20 protein-coding genes are annotated in these 22833 nt (G+C 67.5%); 15 read left to right on the top strand and 5 right to left on the bottom strand.

The features are described from left to right. Positions 1–20: 20 nt before the first annotated feature. From G7B67_RS02205 to G7B67_RS02215, 3 genes are all read right to left on the bottom strand, one after another. The gene (locus G7B67_RS02205) at positions 21–1226 is read right to left on the bottom strand and encodes an acetyl-CoA C-acyltransferase (protein ID WP_166207128.1); all 1206 of its coding nucleotides are present in this window, start codon (positions 1224–1226) and stop codon (positions 21–23) included. Between the two features lie 149 nt (positions 1227–1375). Then, positions 1376–3760, bottom strand: a complete 2385-nt coding sequence (locus G7B67_RS02210; RefSeq protein ID WP_166207131.1) for a 3-hydroxyacyl-CoA dehydrogenase/enoyl-CoA hydratase family protein — start codon at positions 3758–3760, stop codon at positions 1376–1378. A gap of 19 nt (positions 3761–3779) precedes the next feature. Beyond that, a complete protein-coding gene (locus G7B67_RS02215) occupies positions 3780–4397 on the bottom strand; it encodes a TetR/AcrR family transcriptional regulator (RefSeq protein WP_166207134.1) in 618 nt (205 codons plus the stop codon). A gap of 223 nt (positions 4398–4620) precedes the next feature. Here G7B67_RS02215 and ndk point away from each other — a divergent pair, with 223 nt between their 5' ends. The 10 genes from ndk (at position 4621) to moeB (ending at position 14533) form a co-directional block, all read left to right on the top strand. Next, positions 4621–5046, top strand: a complete 426-nt coding sequence (ndk, locus tag G7B67_RS02220) for a nucleoside-diphosphate kinase (RefSeq protein ID WP_166207136.1) — start codon at positions 4621–4623, stop codon at positions 5044–5046. A gap of 6 nt (positions 5047–5052) precedes the next feature. Continuing rightward, the gene (rlmN, locus tag G7B67_RS02225; protein WP_166207139.1) at positions 5053–6291 is read left to right on the top strand and encodes a dual-specificity RNA methyltransferase RlmN; all 1239 of its coding nucleotides are present in this window, start codon (positions 5053–5055) and stop codon (positions 6289–6291) included. Next, positions 6278–7096, top strand: a complete 819-nt coding sequence (gene pilW / locus G7B67_RS02230) for a type IV pilus biogenesis/stability protein PilW (protein WP_166207142.1) — start codon at positions 6278–6280, stop codon at positions 7094–7096. The genes rlmN and pilW overlap by 14 nt, the downstream gene beginning before the upstream one ends. Continuing rightward, positions 7097–7936, top strand: coding sequence for a helix-turn-helix domain-containing protein (locus G7B67_RS02235; RefSeq protein ID WP_166207145.1), 840 nt, complete (start codon positions 7097–7099; stop codon positions 7934–7936). A 77-nt stretch (positions 7937–8013) separates the two neighbouring features. Next, on the top strand, positions 8014–8649 hold the full coding sequence (locus G7B67_RS02240) for a YfgM family protein (RefSeq protein ID WP_166207148.1): 636 nt from the start codon (positions 8014–8016) through the stop codon (positions 8647–8649). After that, on the top strand, positions 8649–9845 hold the full coding sequence (bamB, locus tag G7B67_RS02245) for an outer membrane protein assembly factor BamB (protein WP_166207151.1): 1197 nt from the start codon (positions 8649–8651) through the stop codon (positions 9843–9845). The genes G7B67_RS02240 and bamB overlap by 1 nt, the downstream gene beginning before the upstream one ends. Positions 9846–9962: 117 nt before the next feature. Then, a complete protein-coding gene (gene der / locus G7B67_RS02250) occupies positions 9963–11363 on the top strand; it encodes a ribosome biogenesis GTPase Der (protein WP_166207154.1) in 1401 nt (466 codons plus the stop codon). Between the two features lie 133 nt (positions 11364–11496). Further along, complete coding sequence (mobA, locus tag G7B67_RS02255) at positions 11497–12084, top strand: molybdenum cofactor guanylyltransferase (RefSeq protein ID WP_166207157.1); 588 nt, start codon at positions 11497–11499, stop codon at positions 12082–12084. Beyond that, positions 12081–13316 (top strand): molybdopterin molybdotransferase MoeA, encoded by a 1236-nt coding sequence (locus G7B67_RS02260; protein WP_166207160.1) that lies wholly within the window; start codon positions 12081–12083, stop codon positions 13314–13316. The genes mobA and G7B67_RS02260 overlap by 4 nt, the downstream gene beginning before the upstream one ends. Positions 13317–13405: 89 nt before the next feature. Next, positions 13406–14533 carry a molybdopterin-synthase adenylyltransferase MoeB gene (moeB, locus tag G7B67_RS02265; protein WP_166207163.1) on the top strand — a complete coding sequence of 376 codons (1128 nt, stop codon included), beginning with the start codon at positions 13406–13408 and terminating at the stop codon, positions 14531–14533. 6 nt (positions 14534–14539) lie between these two features. Here moeB and G7B67_RS02270 read toward each other — a convergent pair whose 3' ends face one another. Beyond that, positions 14540–14854: a DUF1244 domain-containing protein gene (locus tag G7B67_RS02270; RefSeq protein ID WP_166207166.1), complete on the bottom strand. Its 315-nt coding sequence runs from the start codon at positions 14852–14854 to the stop codon at positions 14540–14542. A gap of 67 nt (positions 14855–14921) precedes the next feature. Between G7B67_RS02270 and folD the strand changes: the two genes are divergently transcribed. The 5 genes from folD (at position 14922) to orn (ending at position 20255) form a co-directional block, all read left to right on the top strand. Further along, entirely contained in the window at positions 14922–15812 is an 891-nt protein-coding gene (gene folD, locus G7B67_RS02275) for a bifunctional methylenetetrahydrofolate dehydrogenase/methenyltetrahydrofolate cyclohydrolase FolD (protein WP_166207169.1), read from the top strand. 133 nt (positions 15813–15945) lie between these two features. Further along, entirely contained in the window at positions 15946–17406 is a 1461-nt protein-coding gene (guaB, locus tag G7B67_RS02280) for an IMP dehydrogenase (RefSeq protein WP_166207172.1), read from the top strand. Positions 17407–17572: 166 nt separating this feature from the next. Next, positions 17573–19156: a glutamine-hydrolyzing GMP synthase gene (gene guaA / locus G7B67_RS02285; protein ID WP_166207175.1), complete on the top strand. Its 1584-nt coding sequence runs from the start codon at positions 17573–17575 to the stop codon at positions 19154–19156. Beyond that, on the top strand, positions 19153–19641 hold the full coding sequence (tadA, locus tag G7B67_RS02290; protein WP_166207178.1) for a tRNA adenosine(34) deaminase TadA: 489 nt from the start codon (positions 19153–19155) through the stop codon (positions 19639–19641). Before guaA ends, tadA begins: the two co-directional genes overlap by 4 nt. A 53-nt stretch (positions 19642–19694) precedes the next feature. Next, complete coding sequence (orn, locus tag G7B67_RS02295) at positions 19695–20255, top strand: oligoribonuclease (protein ID WP_166207181.1); 561 nt, start codon at positions 19695–19697, stop codon at positions 20253–20255. 89 nt (positions 20256–20344) lie between these two features. Here the strand turns inward: orn and ppsA are convergent, their stop codons facing one another. After that, on the bottom strand, positions 20345–22717 hold the full coding sequence (gene ppsA / locus G7B67_RS02300; RefSeq protein ID WP_166207184.1) for a phosphoenolpyruvate synthase: 2373 nt from the start codon (positions 22715–22717) through the stop codon (positions 20345–20347). Positions 22718–22833: the final 116 nt, after the last annotated feature.

The following is a 22833-nucleotide window of genomic DNA, read 5'->3' on the forward strand; positions in this document are numbered from 1 at the left end:
TGGATCTACGTTCCTGAAGCCTAGACGGCTTCAAACACCCCGGCCGCGCCCATGCCGGTGCCGATGCACATCGTCACCAGGCCGTATTTCTGCTGGCGGCGACGCATGCCATGGACGATGGTCGCCGTGCGGACCGCGCCAGTCGCCCCCAGGGGATGTCCCAGGGCGATCGCGCCGCCGAGCGGATTGACCTTGTCCGGATCCAGTTCGCTGTCGCGGATCACGGCCAGCGCCTGGGCGGCGAATGCCTCGTTGAGTTCGATCCAGTCGAGCTGGTCCTTGCTCAACCCCGCTTGGCGAAGGGCCTTTGGAATCGCGGCGATCGGCCCGATGCCCATCACTTCAGGCCGAACGCCCGCCACCGAGAAACTCACGAACCGCGCCAGCGGCGTCAGCCCGTAATCCTTGATCGCCTGTTCCGACGCCAGCAGCACGGCGCCGGCGCCGTCGCTCATCTGCGAACTGTTGCCCGCCGTGACGGTGCCGCCGAACTGGCCATTGCGGAACACCGGCTTGAGCCTGGCCAGTCCCTCGAGCGAAGTATCCGGGCGCGGGCCTTCATCGGTGTCGACCCGTGTCTTCTTCAGTCGGATTGCATTGCCGGCCAGGTCGGGCAGGCGGGCGATGACGTCCACCGGGCTGATTTCGTCGTTGAACGCACCGGCCTTGATCGCCGCAATCGCTTTCTGGTGCGAAGCCAGCGCGAACGCATCCTGGTCCTCGCGCGAAACCTTCCATTCCTCGGCGACCTTTTCCGCTGTGATCCCCATGCCGTAGGCGATCGCGACATGGTCGTCGCGGAAGACCGCCGGCGACAGCGCGACCTTGTTGCCCATCATCGGCACCATCGACATTGATTCGGTGCCACCGGCGAGCATCAGGTCGGCATGGCCCAGGCGGATCTGGTCCGCCGCCAGCGCCACCGCCTGCAGACCGGAGGAGCAGAAGCGGTTGATCGTCTGCGCCGCGATCGTATCGGGAAGGCCGGACAACAGCAGCCCGATGCGGGCGACGTTCATTCCCTGCTCGCCCTCGGGCATGGCGCAACCGATGATGGCGTCGTCGATGCGGCTGACGTCGATGCCCGGCGCCTGCGCGACCACGCTGCGCAGCACGTGCGCGAGCATCTCGTCGGGGCGGGTGTTGCGGAACACGCCGCGCGGCGCCTTGCCGACCGGGGTGCGGGTGGCGGCGACGATGTAGGCGTCCTGGATCTGTCTGGTCATGTGCATGTGCTCGTCGTTCCCGTGAAGCGGGAACCCGGTGGGTTCGATTGCCATTCCAGCGAGGGGATCCTTGGCCGTTCGACGATCGGCTGGCGATCGGGAAGCGAAGGGCGCTGGGTTCCCGCTGCCGCGGAAATGGCGACGGCGGGTCAGTTTCTCAGCGGCTTTCCGGTCTTCAGCATGTGCGCGATGCGTTCCTGGGTTTTCGGCATCTGCGCCAGCGCGACGAAGTGCTCGCGCTCGAGTTCCAGCAGCCAGTCCTCGTCGACGATCGCGCCGCGGTCGATCTCGCCGCCGCACAGCACCGTGGCAATGCGGGTGGCGATTTCGAAGTCATGGGGCGAGATGAATCGTCCTTCGAGCATGTTCACCAGCAGCATGCGGAAGGTCGCGATGCCGACGTCGCCGGCGACGGTGATGCGTCGCGCCGGCAACGGCGGGCGGTAGCCGCTGTCGGCCATCGCGAGCGCCTGCTGCTTGGCCACGTGCAGTAGTTCATGCGTGTTGAAGGTGACCAGATCGCCCGGCAGAAGCAGGCCAAACTCCTTGGCTTCGAGCGCCGAGGTCGACGCTTTCGCCATCGCCACCGCTTCGAACGCCGGCTTGATGTGCGCAAAGACATCGCCGCCTGGGCCTGCGGCCTGCGATGCGCGCACCGCGAATTCCTTCAGGCCGCCACCGGCCGGAAGCAGGCCGACGCCGGCCTCGACCAGCCCGATGTAGCTTTCCAGTTGCGCAACCGCGCGCGCCGAATGCATCTGGAACTCGCAGCCGCCGCCGAGCGCAAGCCCGCGTACCGCCGCCACGACCGGCACCAGCGCGTACTTGATGCGCTGGCTGGTGGCCTGGAAATTGGCGACCATCGCTTCGAACGCCGCGACGTTGCCGGTCTGGAGCAGGCCAAGCGCGCCCGCGAGGTCCGCGCCGGCGGAGAACGGTTCCTTCGGTTGCCAGATCACCATGCCGCGGAAGTCGCTCTCGGCGATTGCGATCGCCTGCTGCAGGCCTTCCATCACCTGGTCGTTGACCGTGTGCAGCTTGGTCTTGAACGAGGCCACCAGAACGCCATCGCCGTCATGCCAGGCGCGGACGCCGTCGTTTTCGAAAGCCGTCTCGCCGGCATCGAAGCGCTCGCCGAGCATCGGGTCCGGGAACCGCTGGCGCTTGTACACCGGTAGCGCCGAGCGGGGCAGCTTGGCGTTCTTCGCCGGGCTGTAGCTGCCCTCGACCCCATGCACGCCGTCGCGCCCATCGAAGACCCAGTCCGGCAGCGGCGCGTTGCTCATCGCCTTGCCGGCGACGATGTCCTCGGCGATCCAGTCGGCGACCGGCTTCCAGCCGGCGGCCTGCCAGGTTTCGAACGGACCCATCGACCAGCCGTAGCCCCAGCGGATCGCAAGATCCACATCGCGCGCGGTCTCGGCGATGTCGCCCAGGTGGTAGGCGCTGTAATGGAACAGGTCGCGGAAGACCGCCCACAGAAAGCGCGCTTGCGGGTGTTCGCTGGCGCGCAGCGCGGCGAACTTCTTCGCTGGGTCGCGTTCCTTGAGGATCGCCGCCACCTCGGGCGCGATCTCGGCGGCGCTGGGCCGGTAGTCCTGCGCCTGGAGATCCAGCACGAGGATGTCCTTGCTGCGCTTGGTGTAGATGCCGGCGCCGGTCTTCTGCCCGAGCGCGCCCTTGGCTACGAGCGCCTGCAGCCACTTGGGCGCCACGAAGTGGCGGTGCCAGGGATCGTCGGGCAGGGTATCGGCCATGGTCCTGATGACATGCGCCATGGTGTCCAGGCCAACGACATCGGCGGTGCGATAGGTGGCCGACTTCGGCCGCCCGATCGCGGGTCCGGTCAGGCCATCGACCACGTCGAAGCCAAGTTCCATTTCGGCCGTGTGGTGCATCGTCGCCAGGATCGAGAACACCCCGATGCGGTTGCCGATGAAGTTGGGCGTGTCCTTGGCGCGCACGACGCCCTTGCCGAGCGCGGTAGTGAGGAAGGTTTCCAATGCATCGAGCACCGCCGGGTCGGTGGTGCGCGCCGGGATCAGTTCGGCCAGGTGCATGTAGCGCGGCGGGTTGAAGAAGTGCACGCCGCAGAAGCGGTGGCGCAGCTGCCCGGGCAGCACGTCGGCCAGCGCGTTGATGCCCAGGCCCGAGGTGTTGCTGGCGAGGATCGCGTGGTCGCTGACGTAGGGGGCGATCTTCCGGTAGAGGTCCTGTTTCCAGTCCATGCGTTCGGCGATGGCCTCGATCACCAGGTCGCAGTCGCGCAGGAGCTCCAGGCCGTCGTCGTAGTTGGCCGGCGTGATGGCCTCGGCCAGCGCACGGCTGGCGAGCGGGGCAGGCGAGAGCTTGCCCAGGTGGGCGATGGCCTTGGCGGCAACGCCATTCCGGGCCTCGACCGTGCCGGCGTCGGCCACCGGCAGGTCGAACAGGACGGTGTCGATGCCGGCATTGGTCAGCTGCGCCGCGATCTGCGCGCCCATGACACCCGCCCCGAGAACGGCGGCTCGCCGCACCAGCAGTTTCTCAAACATGAGTTCCAACCCCTTGAAATTACTTCGAATCGGCGCGAAGGCCGGCAGCGGCGAAGCGGATCAGTTCGCGCGCGGCGCGTTCGCGATGGGCGGCTTCGGACACGCCCGAGGGGCGCTTGATCATCCCGAAGTCCGCCATCGCATAGGTCAGCGCGCCGGACAGGAAGTCCAGCCGCCAGTACAGCTCTTCCTTGCTCAGCGCCGGCACGCAGCCGGCGATCGCCTTGGCGAATTCGCGCAGCACATGCCCGTACTGGTCGGACAGGAAGCGGCGCAGGCTGTCATTCTTCTCGGCGTAGGCGCGGGCGATGACGCGGATGAAGGCGCCGCCGCCGTGGCGGTCCTGCGCCAGTGCCAGTGCTGGCGCGACAAAGGCGGCCAGGACCGCTTCCAGCTCGCAGGGCGCCGCGCGCAGCCGCGACAGCCGCTGCGCGCTCATCTCGTCCATGCGCCGGCGGAAGACCTCGTTGACGAGGTTTTCCTTGCTGCCGAAGTGGTAATTGACCGCGGCGATGTTGACGTCGGCGCGGCTGGTGACCTGCCGCAGCGAGGTGCCGGCGAAACCGAATTGTGCGAACAGCTCTTCGGCGGCGCCGAGGATGCGGTCCTTGGTGGAAAAGTGGGCTGCGACGGCCATGGGCATCCAAGGGACTGAATCAAACGCTTGTTTGAGCGTACGCCCACGACTGAACCCCGTCAATCGACGATGGCTGGTCGCGTGCAAGCGCGCGCTGCGATCCGTTAGAATTACCGCAGCCATATCGGCTAAACCCGCGTTTGTACGCGGGTTTTTCTGTTATCCTCGGGCCGCCATCGACGTCCACGCGACGCCTGCGGCCCGCCTGCCGGAGAAAAATCCCATGGCGCTGGAGCGCACCCTTTCGATCGTCAAGCCCGACGCCGTCGCCAAGAACGTCATCGGCGAGATCTATTCGCGTTTTGAAAAAGCCGGCCTGAAAGTCGTCGCCGCACGCATGAAGCAACTGTCGCGGCAGGAGGCCGAAGGCTTCTACGCCGTCCACCGCGAGCGTCCCTTCTTCAATGCGCTGGTCAACTTCATGAGCTCCGGCCCGGTGATGATCCAGGTGCTGGAAGGCGAGGGCGCGGTGCTGAAGAACCGTGACCTGATGGGCGCGACCAATCCCAAGGATGCGGCCGCCGGCTCCATCCGCGCGGATTTCGCCGACAGCATCGACGCCAACGCCGTGCACGGTTCGGACTCGCTGGAGAACGCCGCGATCGAGATCGCGTATTTCTTCCCGGCCACCGACGTCTTCGCACGCTGACCCGCGATGACCGACGCACGCGACAGGAGCATCGAGATCGCCTTCGCCGATGAGGCGACGGCGACCGCTGCGCGTGCGCCAGTGCTGCCGGATGCAAGCGCGACGGGGTCGAAGACCAACCTCTTCGACCTCGACCGCGTCCGGCTGGAGGATTTCTTCGAGCAGTCGCTCGGTGAGAAGCGCTACCGCGCCCACCAGGTGATGAAGTGGATCCACCACCGCCACGTCACCGACTTCGAGGCGATGACCGACCTGGGCAAGGCGCTGCGCGCCAAGCTCGAGGCGCACGCCGTCGTTCACGCGCCGATGGTGCTGCTGAACAAGGCATCCACCGACGGCACCCACAAGTGGCTGCTCGGCATGGACCCGAAGAACGCCATCGAGGCCGTCTACATCCCCGACAAGGGGCGCGGCACGCTGTGCGTCTCATCGCAGGTCGGCTGCGCGCTCAACTGCCAGTTCTGCTCGACCGCGACCCAGGGCTTCAACCGCAACCTGTCGACCGCCGAGATCATCGGCCAGGTCTGGGTGGCGGCGCGCCACCTGGGCAACGTCCCCCACCAGCAGCGACGCCTGACCAACGTGGTGATGATGGGCATGGGCGAGCCCTTGATGAATTTCGACAACGTCGTGCGCGCGATGAGCATCATGCGCGACGACCTTGGCTACGGACTGGCCAACAAGCGCGTCACCCTGTCCACCGCGGGCGTGGTGCCGATGATCGACAAGCTCGGCGAGCAGAGCGACGTGTCGCTGGCGGTCTCCCTGCATGCGCCGAACGACGAGCTGCGCAGCGAACTCGTCCCGCTCAATCGCAAGTACCCGATTGCCGTCCTGATGGAAGCCTGCGTGCGTTATGCCTTGCGCAAGCGCGGCAGCTCGGTGACCTTCGAATACACGTTGATGAAAAGCGTCAACGACCAGCCGGCGCATGCCCGCCAACTGGTGCGCCTGATGCGCGAGTTCGACAAGGCCGTACAGATGAAGGATGCGGCCAAGGTCAACCTGATCCCGTTCAATCCGTTCCCCGGGACGCGCTTCGAGCGGCCGGACGAAACCGCCATCCGCGCTTTCCAGAAACTGCTGAACGAGGCCGGCATGATCGCGCCCGTGCGACGCACGCGCGGAGACGACATCGACGCCGCCTGCGGCCAGCTCAAGGGGCAGGTGATGGATCGCACGCGCCGCCAGGCGGACCATCGCCGCAAGCTCCAGGCCCAAGGGGAAAGCGATGCCGCTGCGTAGGACGCTCGTTGTGGTTGGCCTGCTTGCGATGGTCGCCATCGTTGGCTGTTCCCGGCTGACGTTCGTCAAACCCCGGTTCAAGAGCGACTTCCACAGCACAGCGCCGGATTACGCGGTGCGCGACGACCCCAGGGACGCGCAGCGGATCATGGCCATCGACCAGGTCGCCGTTGCCCAGCAGGCGATGCAGGCCGGCCGGCTGGACGAGGCCGAGGTGCATGCGCGCGCCGCCCTCAAGGCCGACCCGAAGTCCTCCGACGCCTACACGCTGCTGGCGATGATCCGGGATCATTCCGGCCGTACCGCTGAAGCCGGCGAGCTTTATGCGAAGGCGCTTGCGTTCGCGCCGACCCGTGGAGTTGCCCTGAACAACTACGGTGCGTGGTTGTGCAGCAATGGGCGGGCGGCGGAATCGATCCCGCTGTTCAAGCGCGCTGTCGCCGATCCCGGTTATTCGACGCCGGCGGCGGCAGTGGCCAATGCCGGTTCCTGCGAATTGAAACTCGGCCAGGACGCGCTAGCGGCGGCTTATCTCGCCCAGGCGCTGCAACTGGATCCGCAGAACCCGGTCGGGCTGGAGGCCATGGCCGAAAGCCGCTACCGGGCGGGGCAATACATGGAGGCGCGTGCTTTTTCCGAACGCAGGCTTGCCGTGGCGCCGCCCAGCGTCAAAGTGTTACAACTTGCGTCACAGATCGAACAGAAACTTGGCGACACCGCCGCGGCTGCCCGTTATGTTCAGCGTATCGCGACGGAATTTCCGCAGCAGCAGCGGGCCGTCCCGACCGGGGATGCGAGTCACTAGATGATCCAGGCCAATTCCAGCGCGGCGGACGAGCCGCGGCCGGACGGCATTCCTGACGGAAGTCGGGGGTGCGGCGCGCGGCTGCGCAAGGCGCGCGAAGCCGCGGGATTGACGGAGGCCGACGTCGCCGAGCGGCTGAAGATGCCCGTGCGCGTGGTTCGCTCGCTGGAGGCGGAAGACTGGAACCGACTGGGCGCGCCCGTATTCGTCCGTGGCCAGTTGCGCAGCTATTCCCGGTTGCTGGGCCTGACGACGGCGCCCATGGTGGCGGCCTCTGGCGTCGCTCCGATCGAGCCCCCGAAGCTCGTACCGCGGACCTACACCCCACCGATGCAGCGATTGTTCGAGCAGGTCGCCCGTCGCCTTGTCTATATCGTCCTGACCGCCGCCATCGCCGTGCCGATCTGGCTCGCCACGCGCCCGCACCTGGGCATGGTCGCCCACGACGCCGCTCCCCTGGACGTCCCGGCCAGCCTTGGCAGTGAACCTTCGGTTCCGCTGGACGCAGCGGCATCGGACGACCCGAGCCCCCTGGTGGCGTCGCTGGCGCCCCTCCCAAGCCAGGCCCAGGCGGCTCCAGCGCTGTCGCTTCAAGTGACGGGCGACAGCTGGGTCCAGATCACCGCGCCAGACGGCCACATGCTCGAACAGGCGCTCCTGCACGCAGGCGCGGTCCGTCGATACGCGGCGGGTGAGGTATCGGGTGTCGTACTCGGCGATGCAAATGCCGTCAAGGTCCGGCAGGATGGACGCGCCATCGACCTGGCTCCCTTCTCGCGTTCGAATGTCGCGCGCTTTACGGTATCCTCTGCCGGTTCCCTCGCGCCTGCCGCAGACTGATCCCGGATCGGCCTGCTGGCCGCAAGGCAGTCCACCCTCCGGCCATTCGCGCCGGCTACCGGTAGCACGACCCCCGCATGGCAATCGACGACCTGCTCGATGAGCACGAACAAAGCGAAAAAGTCCGTACCTGGCTGCAGGAAAACGCGCTCGGCCTGATCGGCGGCGTCGTCCTTGGGCTCGCGCTCATCGCCGGCTGGCAGTGGTGGCAGCAGCAACAGCAAGGTGCACGCATCCATGCCGGCGAGGTTTATCAGGCCACCGTCGACGCTATCCAGGCCGGGAAATTGAAGCCTGCGCAATCGCGGCTGTCGACGCTCGATCGCGGCGCTTATGCCGCGCTCGCCGCGATGGGGCTGGCGAAGGCACAACTGGCTGCCGGCAAACGCGACGATGCCATCGCGACGCTGCAATCCAATCCGGCGGCGGATCCGGCCCTGGGTGCAATCCAGGCCCGGCGCCTGGCGCGACTGCTTGTCGACGCCGGCAAGGCTGACCAGGCGCTCAAGATGTTGCCGGCCAACAGCACCGATGCCGCCATCCTCCAGGTCCGTGGCGATGCCCATTACGCGCTCGGGCAACGCGACAAGGCCGGCGAAGCGTACGCACAGGCGTTGGCCAACCTCAAGGCCGACGCGCCGGAGCGTCGGCTCGTGGAACTGAAGCTTTCCGAAGTCGGCGGCACTCCCCCCAAGCCCAAGGCGAAGTCTTGATGAAGCCCGCTCTGTTCACGCCCGCGCATCGCAGGGCCGCTTTCGTTGTGCTGGCGTCCTGTGCGCTTGTGCTGGGCGGCTGCAGCAGCCTCAAGAATTTTTTTGGATCGAAGAAGAGCAAGTCGAGCAAGCCCGCCGAACTGGTCGAATTCTCGCCGACAGCCAATGTTTCACGCCTGTGGCATGTCGATGCGGGCAAGGGCGAAGGGCGGATCGGGGCCCTGCAGGCGCCCGCGATCGCCGATGGCCGGGTGTATGCGGCCGCGGTGCGCGGCGGCATCCATGCCTTCGACCTCCAGTCGGGGGCGCCAGTCTGGCAATACGAATCCAAGCTTCCCCTTTCTGGCGGGCCCGGCGTTGGCGATGGTCTTGTCGTTGCCGGCAGCCTGGAGGGCGACGTGGTCGCGCTCGATGCCTCCACGGGTGCGGAAAAATGGCGAGCCAAGGTCGGCAACGAAATCATCGCGGCGCCAGCCATCGGGCAGGGGCTGGTGCTGGTCCATTCCAACGATGGCCGGATCACGGCGTTCGATGAAACCAGTGGCGAGCGTCGCTGGTTCTGGAACCATGACCTGCCCGCGCTGACGGTGCGTGGAAACTCCGCGCCGGTACTGGGGCCGGGGTATGTGTTCGTCGGTAACGATGACGGCACCCTCAGTGCACTGGCGATGGCAGATGGCCACCTGGTGTGGGAGCTGCCTGTCGCCGAAGCCAGGGGACGGACCGAACTGGAGCGGATGGCCGACGTCGACGGCACCCCGGTGCTCGAGCAGACGACATTGTTCGCGACAAGTTATGGCGGCCAGACGATGGCGATCGATGCTCCGAGCGGCCGCCCGCTCTGGTCGCATGACACTGGCGGCCCCGGCAAGGCCGGCGTTTCCGCAGCGCAGGTCGTTGTTTCGGGCCCGTCGGGTACCGTCTGGGCGATGGACAGGTCCACCGGCAACGGGCTTTGGCAGCAGGCAGCGCTCGCCCGCCGCAACGTCACCGGTGTTGCGATCCAGGGCGATTACGCCGTGGTCGGTGATTACGACGGTTACCTGCACTGGATGAATCTCTCCGACGGTGCCTTCGCGGCGCGCATGCGCGCTGGTCGTGATCCGCTGCGTGCCGCACCGGTGGTCTCGTCCGACGGCATCCTGGTCGCTGAAGATACCGACGGCTCCATCAGCGCCTATCGCCTGTCGCCCTGAGGACGGAAGGGGACACCCGCGGCAAGCCGTCGGCAGCGCGCAGCCAGATCGCGCTGCGCGGTGGCTTCCTGCCGATGACGGCTTCCGCTTCCCATTCCCGGACTCCCGGCTCCCCTCATGCTTCCCCTCGTCGCCCTGGTCGGACGCCCCAACGTCGGTAAATCGACGCTGTTCAATGCGTTGACGCGCTCGCGTGATGCCCTCGTGCACGACGAGCCGGGTGTCACCCGCGATCGCAATTACGGTGTGTGCCGGCTCGATCCCGCGCATCCGTTCGTCCTCGTCGACACCGGCGGCATCGCCGGCAGCGAGGAAGGGCTCGCCGGCGCGACCGCGCGGCAGTCGCGCGCGGCGGCGGAAGAAGCCGACCTGATCCTGTTTGTCGTCGACGGCCGCGAAGGCGCGTCGACGCTGGACGACGACATCCTGGCGTGGCTGCGCAAGGTGTCCACGCCGACCTTCCTGGTGGTCAACAAGACCGACGGCATCGACGTGCCGTCCGCGCTGGGCGAGTTCGCGCGCTATGGCATCAAGGACGTGCTGCCGGTCTCCTCGGCGCACCGGCAGGGGCTCGACCTGCTGCTGTCGCGCGTACTCGCAACGCTACCCAAGGACGGCGACGCCGAGATCCTCGACAACGATCCCGAGCGCGTGCGCATCGCCTTCGTCGGCCGCCCCAATGTCGGCAAGTCGACGCTGGTCAATCGCATCCTCGGCGAGGAGCGGATGATCGCCTCCGACGTGCCGGGCACGACACGGGACTCGATCGCGGTCGACCTGGATCGCGATGGCCGCAAGTACCGCCTCGTCGACACGGCCGGCCTGCGCCGCCGCGGCCGGGTCGAGGAAGCCGTCGAGAAATTCTCGGTGGTCAAGACGCTGCAGGCGATCGAACACTGCCAGGTCGCCGTGATCATGCTCGATGCCGGCGAAGGCGTCACCGACCAGGATGCGACCGTGCTGGGCGCCGTGCTCGACGCCGGGCGCGCGCTGGTGGTGGCCGTCAACAAGTGGGACGGGCAGAGCGACTACCAGCGCAAGCAGACCGATACGCTGGTCGCGCGCAAGCTCGGCTTCGTCGACTGGGCCGAGTCGGTCCACATCTCCGCATTGCACGGGTCCGGGCTGCGCGAGCTGTTCAAGGCGATCCACCGCGCGCATGCGTCGGCAACCCATAAATTCTCCACCGCCGAAACCACCAAGGCGCTGGAGATCGCCTACGAGACCAATCCACCGCCGGTGGTGCGCGGCCACGTCGCCAAGCTGCGCTTCGCGCATCCCGGCGGCGAGAACCCGCCGACGTTCATCGTGCACGGGACGCGCCTGCGCACCCTGTCCGAGACCTATCGCCGTTATCTCGAGAATTTCTTCCGCAAGCGCTTCAAGCTCGTCGGTACGCCGGTGCGCTTCGTGTTCAAGGAAGGCGAGAATCCCTACAAGGACAAGAAGAACGTGCTGACGGATAAACAGGTGGCCAAGAAGCGTCGCCTGATCCGCCACGTCAAGCGCGGCAAGTGACGCACTGGCCCGCGCTTCAGCGCGGCTTTGCCAACGCGTCATGCCCTGGATGCGGAATCCAGCGCCGTCTTCCATCGGCGCGCTCGCGGGAGTGTCGCTTCCGCACGAACGACAGCCAAGAGCCACGATCGAAATGACGTCGCCACCACCCGACAACGCCGTCACCCTCGGCATCCTCGCCGGCGGTCGCGCCACACGCCTCGGCGGCGCAGACAAGGCGTGGCTCGAGCGCGACGGCGTGGCACAGGTCCTGCGCCTGTCGCGACGGTTCACCGCCGAGGTGGCCGCGATCCTCGTCAGCGCCAATCGCGACCCCGCGCGCTACGCCCCCCACGGTTTGCGCGTCGTCGCCGATGCCCCGGCCGGACTCGGCCCGATCGGAGGCCTGGCAGCGCTTGCCACGGCGGCGCGCACGCCGTGGTTGATGACCCTCCCGGTCGACCTGCTCGGCGTCAATGAATGCCTGCTGCGGACGCTGCAGGCGAGCGGCCCGCGAGGCGCCTTCGCCGAAGACCAGCAGGGCATCCAGCCGTTGGTCGCGTTGTGGCGGGTCGATCTTCTTCGCGATGCGCTGCCGGCGGCACTCGCCGACGGCGCCTACGCGGTGCAGGGCCTGCAACGGCATCTGCGCATGGCGCCGGTGCGGTTCGATGGCGTGCGTTTCGGCAACCTCAACACGCCGGCCGACCTCGTCGCGGCGGGCATGACGCTGTCGGCATGAGCGCATCGACGTCCGCGGCCGGTTTCCCAGTCGGCGTGACGTTCGACCAGGCGTGCACGATCGTCGATCGCATCGCCCGCGCCGAGGCGATGCCGCCCGAGCGCCTGGCATTGGCGCGGGCGCACGGCCGCATCCTCGCCCAGGGCGTCGTCGCGCAGGTGCCGTTGCCGCCGTTCACCAACAGCGCGATGGACGGCTTCGCCTTCCGCAGCGACGACCTGCCGCTGGCCACGATCTCCGGATTGCACTGGATCGGCGACCACTTCGCCGGGGGGGCGCAGGACTGCCGGATCGCGCCTGGCCAATGCGTCCGGGTCACCACCGGCGCAGCGATCCCGGACGGCGCCGACACGGTGGTGATGAAGGAGTCCACCCGGGTTGTCGAGGCGCGCGTCTTCATCAACGATGCGCCGCGGCCAGGAGCACACGTGCGCCACGCCGGCGAGGACGTGCGCCTCGGCGATCGCGTGCTTGGGCCGGGCATGCGCCTGTCGCCCTCGCGCGTCGCATTGGCGGCATCGCTCGGATACGCGCAGCTGGATGTCGCGCAGCGGCCCACGGTCGCGGTGTTCACCACCGGCGATGAACTGGTCGAACCCGGCATCGCGTTGGCGCCTGGCCAGGTCTACAACTCCAACCGCGAACTGCTGATGGGCCTGCTGCGCGCCGATGGCCTGGAGCCCACGGCATGGCCGACGCTTCCCGATAAGCCCGCGCGGTTGCGCTCGATGTTGCTGGACGCGGCCTCGAGCTTCGATCTGGTCATCACCTGCGGCGGCGTCTCCGCGGGCGAAAAGGATTACCTGCCGGCGCTGGTGCAGGCCGAAGGCGCCGTGCACTTCTGGAAAGTGCGGATGAAGCCGGGCATGCCGCTGCTGTTCGGCCGCCTCGGGCGCGCCCGGTTGCTGGCCTTGCCCGGCAACCCGGTGTCGGTGCTGGCGACATGGCTGGCGCTGGGCCGGCCGTTGCTCGACGGCCTGCAGGGGAGCGTGGAGCGGCGTCCATGCTGGCATGCGCGTCTGGCGGCGGGCTTCGACAAGCACAACACGCGACGGGAATTCCTGCGCGGCCGCGGCCTTCCCGGTGCCGATGGCGTTTTCGCCGTGCGACCCAATCCTGCCGATGGCTCGCACCGGCTGGCGGCCGCCGCCGATTCGGACGTGCTGATCGTGCTGCCGGAAGGCGAGCGGACGTTCGCGATCGGCGACATCGTCGAAGTGCTGCCGTATTGAGCCGGCTCCCCTGATATGCCCGGTGTCCGCGGCACGCTGTACGTACACGGATGCGGCCGGGGCAGGCGAGGGCGGGGGATAATCCCGCCATGGACATCCGCGAACTGACTCCCGCCCAGGCGCACGCGAGATGGCTCGCCGGTGCATTGCTCGTCGACGTGCGCGAAGCCCACGAACGCGCGCTCGGCATGGCGGCGGGCGCCAGCGGTGTCGAACGCGTGCGCCTGGAGGCTGCGCCGGAGCAGCACTTGCCGTCGCCTGACTCAGAGGTGCTGCTGATCTGCCAGGGCGGCACGCGTTCACTGGCCGCAGCGCGGACGCTGGTGCAGTCGGGCTACCGCAATGTCGCCTCCGTCGCCGGAGGCACATCGGCCTGGGCCGCTGCCGGCCTGCCGATGGCGCGCCCGGACATGGACGAGGACTTCGCCGAACGCTACTCGCGCCACCTGCGGCTGCCCGAGGTGGGACTTGCCGGGCAGCAGCGGTTGCAGGCCGCCCGGGTGCTGGTGGTCGGCGCCGGTGGGCTCGGGTCGCCGGCCGGTGTCTACCTCGCCGCCGCGGGCGTGGGCAGCCTGCGGCTGGTCGACGACGACGTGGTCGATCGCAGCAACCTGCAGCGCCAGATCCTGCATGCCGACGAGCGCATCGGCATGTCGAAGGTCGCGTCGGCCGCGATCGCGCTGTCGGCGCTCAATCCGCGCACCCGGATCGAGGCGGTGCACGAGCGCATCACTGGCGACAACGTCGAGCGCATGCTCGAAGGCGTCGACGTGGTCGTCGATGGCGCCGACAATTTTCCGGCCCGCTATCTGCTCAACGATGCCTGCGTGCACCTGGGCAAGCCGCTGGTCCATGGCGCGGTGCATCGATTCGAAGGGCAGCTTGCCGTCTTCGACGCGGGTCGGCAGCGCGGCCTCGCGCCGTGCTATCGCTGCCTGTTCCCGGAGCCGCCACCGCCGGAGGCGGCGCCCAACTGCTCCGAGGCCGGCGTGCTGGGCGTGCTGCCTGGTGTGATCGGCCTGCTGCAGGCGACCGAGGCGATCAAGCTGCTGCTCGGCATCGGCCAGCCGCTGGCCGGCCGCCTGCTGCACTTCGACGCGCTGGCGATGGGCTTCCGCGAGACCCGCCTGGTGCCGGATCCGGACTGCGCCGTCTGCGCGCCGGGGCGCGAATTTACCGGCTACATCGACTACCAGCGCTTCTGCGCCGGCGGCTGACGCCAGCTATTGGTTCGGTGGCTGCCGTGCCGCGGCGAAGGCGGCCAGCTGCTCGGGCGTGGCCTCGCGCTGGTGGGCGGCCTTCCACTGCGCGAAGGGCCTGCCGTAGATGGCTTCGCGCGCTTCGTCCCGGCTCATCGCAATTCCCTGCGTCTCGGCGGCCTCGCGATACCAGTCGGACAGGCAATTGCGGCAGAAGCCGGCGAGGATCATCAGGTCGATGTTCTGCACGTCCGGCCGCTCGTCCATCAGGTGCTGCAACAGGCGACGCAGGACCGCAGCCTCGATGGAGGTCGTCCGCGGATCGGTGGCTTGGGTCATGGCGAAGTCGTCCGCGATGCGATCGGCGATAATGCGCGCCGACTCTAGCGCAGATCGGTCCGCACCCATGACGGCTCCGGAGCCAAATTCCCCCGTTGCACGGATCCTCGACGGCAAGCGCATCGCCGAAGAACTCCTGTGCGGCCTCAAGGCCCGCGTCGACGCCCGCGTCGCCGCCGGCAAGCCGCGTCCCGGGCTGGCGGTGGTGCTGGTCGGCCGCGATCCGGCGTCGAGCGTCTACGTGCGCAACAAGCGCCGCGCCGCCGAAAAGGTCGGTATCCGCGCGCTGGATTACGACCTGCCCGAGGACACCGGCGATGCCGAACTGCTGGCGCTGATCGATCGCCTCAACGCCGATCCCGAGGTGCACGGGATCCTGGTGCAACTGCCGCTGCCCGATCGCCGCGACGCCACCGCGCTGATCCACCGCATCGATCCGCGCAAGGATGTCGACGGCTTCCATCCGGAGAACGTCGGCCACCTGGCGCTGCGCCAGTTCGGCCTGCGCCCCTGCACGCCGCGCGGCATCACCACGCTGCTGGCCTGGACCGACCGGCCGGTGCGCGGCGCCAGCGCCACCATCGTCGGCGTCAGCAACCACGTCGGCCGGCCGATGGCGTTGGAATTGCTGATCGCCGGCTGCACCGTCACCAGCTGCCACAAGTTCACCCCGCCTCAGGTGCTGGAAGCCAGCGTGCGCAACGCCGACATCCTTGTCGTCGCGGTGGGCAGGCCGGCGCTGATCCCCGGCGAGTGGGTCAAGCCGGGCGCGGTCGTCATCGATGTCGGCATCAACCGGCTCGACGACGGACGCCTGGTTGGCGACGTCGGCTTCGCGGCCGCCGCGCAGCGCGCCAGCTGGATCACCCCCGTGCCCGGTGGGGTGGGGCCGATGACGGTCGCGACGCTGATGCAGAACACCCTGGAAGCAGCCGAAGCCACCGATTCGCCTGCGTAGGAGCGGTGTGCCGCGAGCTCGTCACGCTGGCCGGCAACCAGGGCTCGCGGCTGGAGCCCGCTCCTACAGGCCGCGCGCGCCGAACCCGGCCGACGCGGTACAATGACGCGCTTCATTCCCCCCGGACCCGCCCATGCTGCGCATCCAGGCTGAAGCGCTCACTTACGACGACGTTTCCCTCGTCCCCGCGCATTCGACCGTCCTGCCCAAGGACGTCGTGCTCGCCACCCGCCTGACCCGCGACCTGCGCCTGAACCTGCCGCTCCTGGCCGCGGCGATGGACACCGTGACCGAAGCGCGCCTGGCCATTGCGATGGCGCAGCTGGGCGGCATCGGCATCATCCACAAGAACATGTCGGTCGACCGCCAGGCGGCGGAAGTGGCGCGGGTCAAGTCGTTCGAAGCCGGAGTGATCAGGGAGCCGTTCACCGTCGGCCCGGAAACGACCATCGGCGAGGTGCTCAAGCTCACCCGCGCGCGAAATATCTCCGGCGTGCCGGTGGTCGATGGCGACGGACATCTCGTCGGCATCGTTACCGGCCGCGACATGCGCTTCGAGAAGAAGCTCGACGATCCGGTGCGCCACATCATGACCAAGAAGGAACGGCTGGTCACGGTGAAGGAGGGCGCCTCAGACGATGAAGTCATCCAGCTGCTGCACAGGCACCGCATCGAGAAGGTGCTGGTCGTCAACGACGAATTCGCGCTGCGCGGACTGATCACGGTCAAGGACATCCAGAAGAAATCCGACAACCCAAACGCGGCCTACGACAGCAGCGAGCGCCTGCTGGTCGGCGCCGCGGTTGGCGTCGGCGGAGATACCGAGCAGCGCATCGAGGCGCTGGTGGCGGCAGGCGTCGACGTCGTCATCGTCGACACCGCGCACGGCCATTCGCAGGGCGTGATCGATCGCGTGCGCTGGGCCAAGCAGCGCTTTCCCAAGCTGCAGGTCGTCGGCGGCAACATCGTCACCGGCGACGCCGCACTCGCATTGATGGACGCCGGCGCCGATGCGGTCAAGGTCGGCGTCGGTCCGGGTTCGATCTGCACCACGCGCATCGTCGCAGGCGTCGGCGTCCCGCAGATCACGGCGGTATCGATGGTGGCCGAGGCGCTGCAGGACCGCATTCCGCTGATCGCTGATGGCGGCATCCGCTACTCCGGCGATATCGGCAAGGCGATCGTCGCGGGCGCATCGACGGTGATGGTCGGCGGCCTGTTCGCCGGTACCGAGGAGTCGCCGGGCGAAACCGAACTGTTCCAGGGCCGCAGCTACAAGAGCTATCGCGGCATGGGTTCGCTCGGTGCGATGGAGAAAGGGTCGAAAGACCGCTACTTCCAGGACGCGTCGGACGCCGACAAGCTCGTGCCGGAAGGCATCGAGGGACGGGTCCCGTATCGCGGCCCCTTGAGCGGCGTCGTCCATCAGCTTGCCGGCGGCCTGCGCGCGACGATGGGCTATGTCGGTTGCGCGACCATCGAGGACATGCGCACCAGGCCGTCGTTCGTGCAGGTGACCGGGGCGGGCCAGCGCGAGAGCCACGTGCACGACGTACAGATCACCAAGGAACCGCCGAACTACCGCGCCGGGTGAGTTTGCTGCCCGTCCGGCGAATCCAGGGACGTCGATGCCGATGCTGCTGTCGTCGCAACTTGATTTGAAGCCGCAAGAATCCTCGCGTGGTCCGGGCGTCCGCGCCTGGCACCACCCATCGCAACGTCCAAGGATTCCCGCCTTCGCGGGATGACGGCACAAACACATGACCGACCTTCATTCCGACGGCATCCATTCCGACAAGATCCTCATCCTGGATTTCGGCGCGCAGTACACGCAGCTGATCGCCCGCCGCATCCGCGAACTCGGCGTGTACTGCGAGATCTGGGCGTGGGACCACGATCCGTCGCAGATCGCCGCCTACCGTGCCAAGGGCATCATCCTGTCCGGCGGCCCCGAGTCGACCACCGAGGCGGGCGCGCCGCGTGCGCCGCAGCAGGTCTTCGATGCCGGGCTGCCGATCCTTGGCATCTGCTACGGCATGCAGACGCTCGCCGCGCAGCTCGGTGGCGCGACCGAAGCCGCCGATGCGCGCGAATTCGGCCACGCCGAAGTCGAACTGGTCGCGCAGGACCGCCTGCTCGATGGACTGAAGGACCACCCCGGCTCGCCGCCGCGACTGGATGTCTGGATGAGCCACGGCGACCACGTCGCCGAAGCGCCGCCCGGCTTCATCGTGACCGCGCGCACCGACCGCATCCCGGTCGCCGCGATGGCCGACGACGACAAGCGCTGGTATGGCGTGCAATTCCATCCGGAGGTGACGCACACCAAGTCCGGGCAGGCCTTGCTGCGCCGCTTCGTGGTCGACATCTGCGGGTGCCGCACGCTGTGGACGCCCGAACACATCATCGAAGACCAGATCGCGCGCGTGCGGCAGAAGGTCGGCAGCGACGAAGTGATCCTCGGCCTGTCCGGTGGCGTGGACTCGTCGGTGGTCGCCGCGCTGCTGCACAAGGCGATCGGCGACCAGCTCACCTGCGTGTTCGTCGATACCGGCCTGCTGCGCTGGAACGAAGGCGACCAGGTGATGGCGACGTTCGCCGAGCACCTCGGGGTGAAAGTCATCCGCGTCAACGCAGCGGATCGCTATTTCAAGGCGCTCGAGGGCGTCAGCGATCCGGAAGCCAAGCGAAAGATCATCGGCAACCTTTTCGTCGAAATCTTCGACGAGGAATCGGGCAGGCTCGCCAACGCGAAGTGGCTGGCGCAGGGGACGATCTATCCCGACGTGATCGAATCGGCAGGCAGCAAGACCGGCAAGGCCCATGTCATCAAGAGCCACCACAACGTGGGCGGCCTGCCGGCCGACATGAAGCTGGGCCTGGTCGAACCGCTGCGCGAGCTGTTCAAGGATGAAGTCCGCCGGATCGGCGTCGAGCTCGGCCTCCCGCCGCAGATGGTGTACCGCCATCCGTTCCCCGGGCCGGGGCTGGGCGTGCGCATCCTGGGTGAGGTCAAGCGCGAGTACGCCGAGTTGCTGGCGCGCGCCGACGACATCTTCATCGAGGAGCTGCGCCGGGCTGACCTGTACGACAAGACCAGCCAGGCCTTCGCCGTCTTCCTCCCGGTCAAGTCGGTCGGCGTTGTCGGCGACGCGCGCGCCTACGAATGGGTGATCGCGCTGCGCGCCGTGGAAACCATCGACTTCATGACCGCGCACTGGGCGCACCTGCCGTACGAATTCCTCGGCAAGGTGTCCAACCGCATCATCAATGAGCTGCGCGGCGTCTCGCGCGTGGTCTACGACATCAGCGGCAAGCCTCCCGCGACGATCGAGTGGGAATGAACGAGGTCGTGCCATCGCACGAGGATGACGAACGCTGGATGCGACATGCGCTCGACCTGGCCGGACGCGCCGAGCGCGAAGACGATGAGGTTCCGGTCGCGGCGGTGGTGATCGACGCCCGCGGCGCGCTGGTCGCCGAGGGCTGGAACCGCAACATCAGCGACTGCGACCCGTCCGCCCACGCGGAAATCGTGGCCATGCGGCGCGCCGGCACCGCCATCGGCAACCACCGTCTCGTCGGCTGCACGCTCTACGTGACCCTGGAGCCGTGCGCGATGTGCGCGATGGCCATGGTGCATGCGCGCATCGGCCGCGTCGTGTACGGCGCGAGCGATCCCAAGACCGGTGCCGCCGGCAGCGTGTTCGACCTGCTGGCCGATCCGCGCCACAACCATCGCATCGAAGTCGCCGGCGGCGTGCTCGCCGACGAGGCCGGCGACCGCCTGACGCGATACTTCCGCCGCAAACGCGGCAAGGCCGTGTAAAGCCGCTGCGCGGCTGGCGCGATATCATGCCGGGCATTCCCGGGAAGAACGACATGACGCAGCACAGCAGCGAAGGCCGGTTGATCTGGATCGACCTGGAAATGACCGGCCTGGATACCGACCATGACTCGATCATCGAGATCGCCACGATCGTCACCGATTCGCAGCTGAATATCCTTGCCGAAGGGCCTGAGCTGGCGATCGCGCACTCGCTCGGCACGCTCGAATCCATGGACGAGTGGAACCGCAACCAGCATGGTAAATCCGGCCTGTGGCGGCGGGTGCTGGAGGAGGGCGTCGGCATGGCGGACGCCGAAGCGCGCACGCTGGCGTTCGTGGCCGAATGGACCGCCCCCAACAGTTCACCGATGTGCGGCAACTCGATCTGCCAGGACCGGCGCTTCCTGCACCGGTTGATGCCGCGGCTGGAGCAGCATTTCCATTACCGCAACCTGGATGTCAGCACGCTCAAGGAGCTGGCCAGGCGCTGGGCGCCGCAGGTCCTCGCCGGCATGCGCAAGGAAGCCGCGCACACCGCGCTGAGCGATGTGCGAGACTCGATCGAGGAGTTGCGGCATTACCGGCGGCATATCGGCGCGTTCGCGGCGCAATAACGTCGATGTTTCGCGCGCCTGCAAAGCACGCGTGGGGCCGATCTGAAGAAGGTCGCGGCTGAAGCCGCTCCTGCGCAAGCAGTCCCGGGTCAACCGGCCTTGGATTTGGCCAGGCTCAGCCAGGTGTCGACGACCGTGTCGGGGTTGAGCGACACCGATTCTATCCCCTGCTGCATCAGCCATTCCGCCAGGTCCGGGTGGTCCGACGGTCCTTGCCCGCAGATGCCGATGTACTTGCCCTTGGCGCGCGCGGCGCCGATCGCCATCGACAGCAGCTTCTTCACCGCCGGATCGCGCTCGTCGAAGAGGTTGGCGACGATGCTCGAATCGCGGTCCAGCCCGAGCGTCAGCTGCGTGAGGTCGTTGGATCCGATCGAGAAACCGTCGAACAGGTCGAGGAATTCATCGGCCAGCAGCGCATTGGACGGCACCTCGCACATCATGATCACCTTCAGGCCGTCGACGCCTTTTTCCAGGCCATTCTCGGCCAGCACGTCGAGCACCTTGCGGCCTTCGCCCAGCGTGCGGACGAACGGAATCATCACCCACAGGTTGGTCAGGCCCATCTGCTCGCGCACCTTCTTCACCGCACGGCATTCCAGCGCGAAGGCATCCTTGAACGACGGATCGACATAGCGGCTTGCGCCGCGGAAGCCGATCATCGGATTCTCTTCATGCGGCTCATAACGGCTGCCGCCGATCAGGTTGGCGTATTCGTTGGACTTGAAATCCGAGAGCCGCACGATCACCGGGTTGGGCGCGACCGACGCGGTGATCGTCGCGATCCCCTCCGCCAGGCGGTCCACGTAGAACTCCACCGGGCTGGCATAACCGGCGATGCGCGCATCGATTTTCGCCTTGGTGGCGGCATCCTGCTGCGCGTATTCCAGCAGCGCCTTCGGATGCACGCCGATGTGGCTGGCGATGATCATTTCCAGCCGTGCCAGGCCGATTCCGGCGTTGGGTAGCATGCCGAAGTCGAACGCGCGGTCGGGGTTGGCGACGTTCATCATGATCTTCAGCGGCGCCGGCGGCATGTTGTCCAGGTCCGTCGTCGTGCGCTCGAAGGGCAGGGCGCCAGAGTAGATGAAGCCGGTATCGCCCTCGGCGCAACTCACCGTGACCGTGCTGCCGTCGGCAATGCGGTCCAACCCATCGCCGGTGCCGACCACGGCCGGCACGCCCAGCTCGCGCGCGATGATCGCGGCATGGCAGGTACGTCCGCCGCGATTGGTGACGATCGCCGAGGCGCGCTTCATCACCGGCTCCCAATCCGGGTCGGTCATGTCCGCGACCAGCACGTCGCCGGGCTGCACCTGGTTCATGTCGGACAGCTTGCGCACCACGCGCGCGATGCCACTGCCGATCTTCTGGCCGATCGCGCGACCTTCGGCAATGACTTCACCGCGCTGCTGCAGCGTGTAGCGTTCGATCTGGGTGGCGTGGCCGCGCGACTTCACCGTCTCCGGCCGCGCCTGCACGATGAAGAGCTTGCCGCTGACGCCGTCCTTGGCCCACTCGATGTCCATCGGGCGGCCGTAGTGCTCCTCGATCACGAGCGCCTGCTTCGCCAGTTCCTGCACATCGGCATCGGACACCGAGAAGCGGTTGCGCAGCTCGGCGGGCGTGTCCTCGTTGCGCACGCGCTCACCCGGCCGGTCGGAATAGACCATGCGGATCTGCTTGGATCCGAGCGAGCGCCGCAGGATCGCCGCCTTGCCCGCACGCAGGGTCGGCTTGTACACGTAGAACTCGTCCGGATTGACCGCACCCTGCACCACGTTCTCGCCCAGGCCGTAGCTTGCGGTGATGAACACCACGTCGCGAAACCCGGATTCGGTGTCCAAGGTGAACAGCACCCCCGACGAGCCGACATCCGACCGCACCATCAGCTGCACGCCGGCCGACAGGAAGACGTCCTCGTGCTTGAAGCCATGGTGCACGCGGTAGGCGATCGCACGATCGTTGTAGAGGCTGGCGAAGACTTCCTTGACCTTGGTCACCACGTCGTCGGCACCGGTCACGTTGAGGAAGGTTTCCTGCTGGCCGGCGAAGCTGGCGTCCGGAAGGTCTTCGGCCGTGGCCGACGAGCGCACGGCGACCGCAACGTCGCCGCCGCCATTGCCATCGGAGAGCTTGCGGTAGCCGGCGCGGATGTCCCGGTCCAGCTCCGGTTGCAGCGGCGCGTCGATCACCCAGCCGCGGATCTCCCCGCCGGCGCGCGTCAACGCATCGACATCCTCGACATCGAGCCCGGCGAGGCGGTCGAAAATCCGCTGCTCCAGGTTGTTATGGGCGATGAAGGCGCGGAAGGCGTCGGCCGTGGTGGCAAAGCCACCGGGCACCGAGACACCCAGGCCGGCGAGTTGGCCGATCATTTCGCCCAGCGACGAATTCTTGCCGCCGACCTGTGCCAGGTCGCTCAATCGCAGGTCGTGCAGCCACAGGATGTTGTCGCTCAAGGCGGATACTCCGGGAGATTCGGGACGGGCCGGGCAGGGCGCCGTCGAAGCGATTATTTTAGCAACCCCGCCTGTCGCGGCGCCTTCGCGCGAAGGCCACCCCCTGGAGCATGCCC

The organism is Cognatiluteimonas telluris (assembly GCF_011320095.1).
GTDB classification, from domain to species: Bacteria; Pseudomonadota; Gammaproteobacteria; order Xanthomonadales; family Xanthomonadaceae; genus Cognatiluteimonas; species Cognatiluteimonas telluris.

Excerpts from the sequence above, each read along its gene's own strand:
- guaB (WP_166207172.1), top strand. The coding sequence starts at position 15,946 with ATGCTGCGCATCCAGGCTGAAGCGCTCACTTACGACGACGTTTCCCTC.
- pilW (WP_166207142.1), top strand. The coding sequence starts at position 6,278 with ATGCCGCTGCGTAGGACGCTCGTTGTGGTTGGCCTGCTTGCGATGGTC.
- G7B67_RS02240 (WP_166207148.1), top strand. The coding sequence starts at position 8,014 with ATGGCAATCGACGACCTGCTCGATGAGCACGAACAAAGCGAAAAAGTC.
- G7B67_RS02270 (WP_166207166.1), bottom strand. The coding sequence starts at position 14,854 with ATGACCCAAGCCACCGATCCGCGGACGACCTCCATCGAGGCTGCGGTC.
- mobA (WP_166207157.1), top strand. The coding sequence starts at position 11,497 with ATGACGTCGCCACCACCCGACAACGCCGTCACCCTCGGCATCCTCGCC.
- der (WP_166207154.1), top strand. The coding sequence starts at position 9,963 with ATGCTTCCCCTCGTCGCCCTGGTCGGACGCCCCAACGTCGGTAAATCG.
- rlmN (WP_166207139.1), top strand. The coding sequence starts at position 5,053 with ATGACCGACGCACGCGACAGGAGCATCGAGATCGCCTTCGCCGATGAG.
- ndk (WP_166207136.1), top strand. The coding sequence starts at position 4,621 with ATGGCGCTGGAGCGCACCCTTTCGATCGTCAAGCCCGACGCCGTCGCC.
- guaA (WP_166207175.1), top strand. The coding sequence starts at position 17,573 with ATGACCGACCTTCATTCCGACGGCATCCATTCCGACAAGATCCTCATC.
- G7B67_RS02260 (WP_166207160.1), top strand. The coding sequence starts at position 12,081 with ATGAGCGCATCGACGTCCGCGGCCGGTTTCCCAGTCGGCGTGACGTTC.
- G7B67_RS02215 (WP_166207134.1), bottom strand. The coding sequence starts at position 4,397 with ATGGCCGTCGCAGCCCACTTTTCCACCAAGGACCGCATCCTCGGCGCC.
- folD (WP_166207169.1), top strand. The coding sequence starts at position 14,922 with ATGACGGCTCCGGAGCCAAATTCCCCCGTTGCACGGATCCTCGACGGC.
- G7B67_RS02210 (WP_166207131.1), bottom strand. The coding sequence starts at position 3,760 with ATGTTTGAGAAACTGCTGGTGCGGCGAGCCGCCGTTCTCGGGGCGGGT.
- tadA (WP_166207178.1), top strand. The coding sequence starts at position 19,153 with ATGAACGAGGTCGTGCCATCGCACGAGGATGACGAACGCTGGATGCGA.
- G7B67_RS02205 (WP_166207128.1), bottom strand. The coding sequence starts at position 1,226 with ATGACCAGACAGATCCAGGACGCCTACATCGTCGCCGCCACCCGCACC.
- G7B67_RS02235 (WP_166207145.1), top strand. The coding sequence starts at position 7,097 with ATGATCCAGGCCAATTCCAGCGCGGCGGACGAGCCGCGGCCGGACGGC.
- bamB (WP_166207151.1), top strand. The coding sequence starts at position 8,649 with ATGAAGCCCGCTCTGTTCACGCCCGCGCATCGCAGGGCCGCTTTCGTT.
- moeB (WP_166207163.1), top strand. The coding sequence starts at position 13,406 with ATGGACATCCGCGAACTGACTCCCGCCCAGGCGCACGCGAGATGGCTC.
- orn (WP_166207181.1), top strand. The coding sequence starts at position 19,695 with ATGACGCAGCACAGCAGCGAAGGCCGGTTGATCTGGATCGACCTGGAA.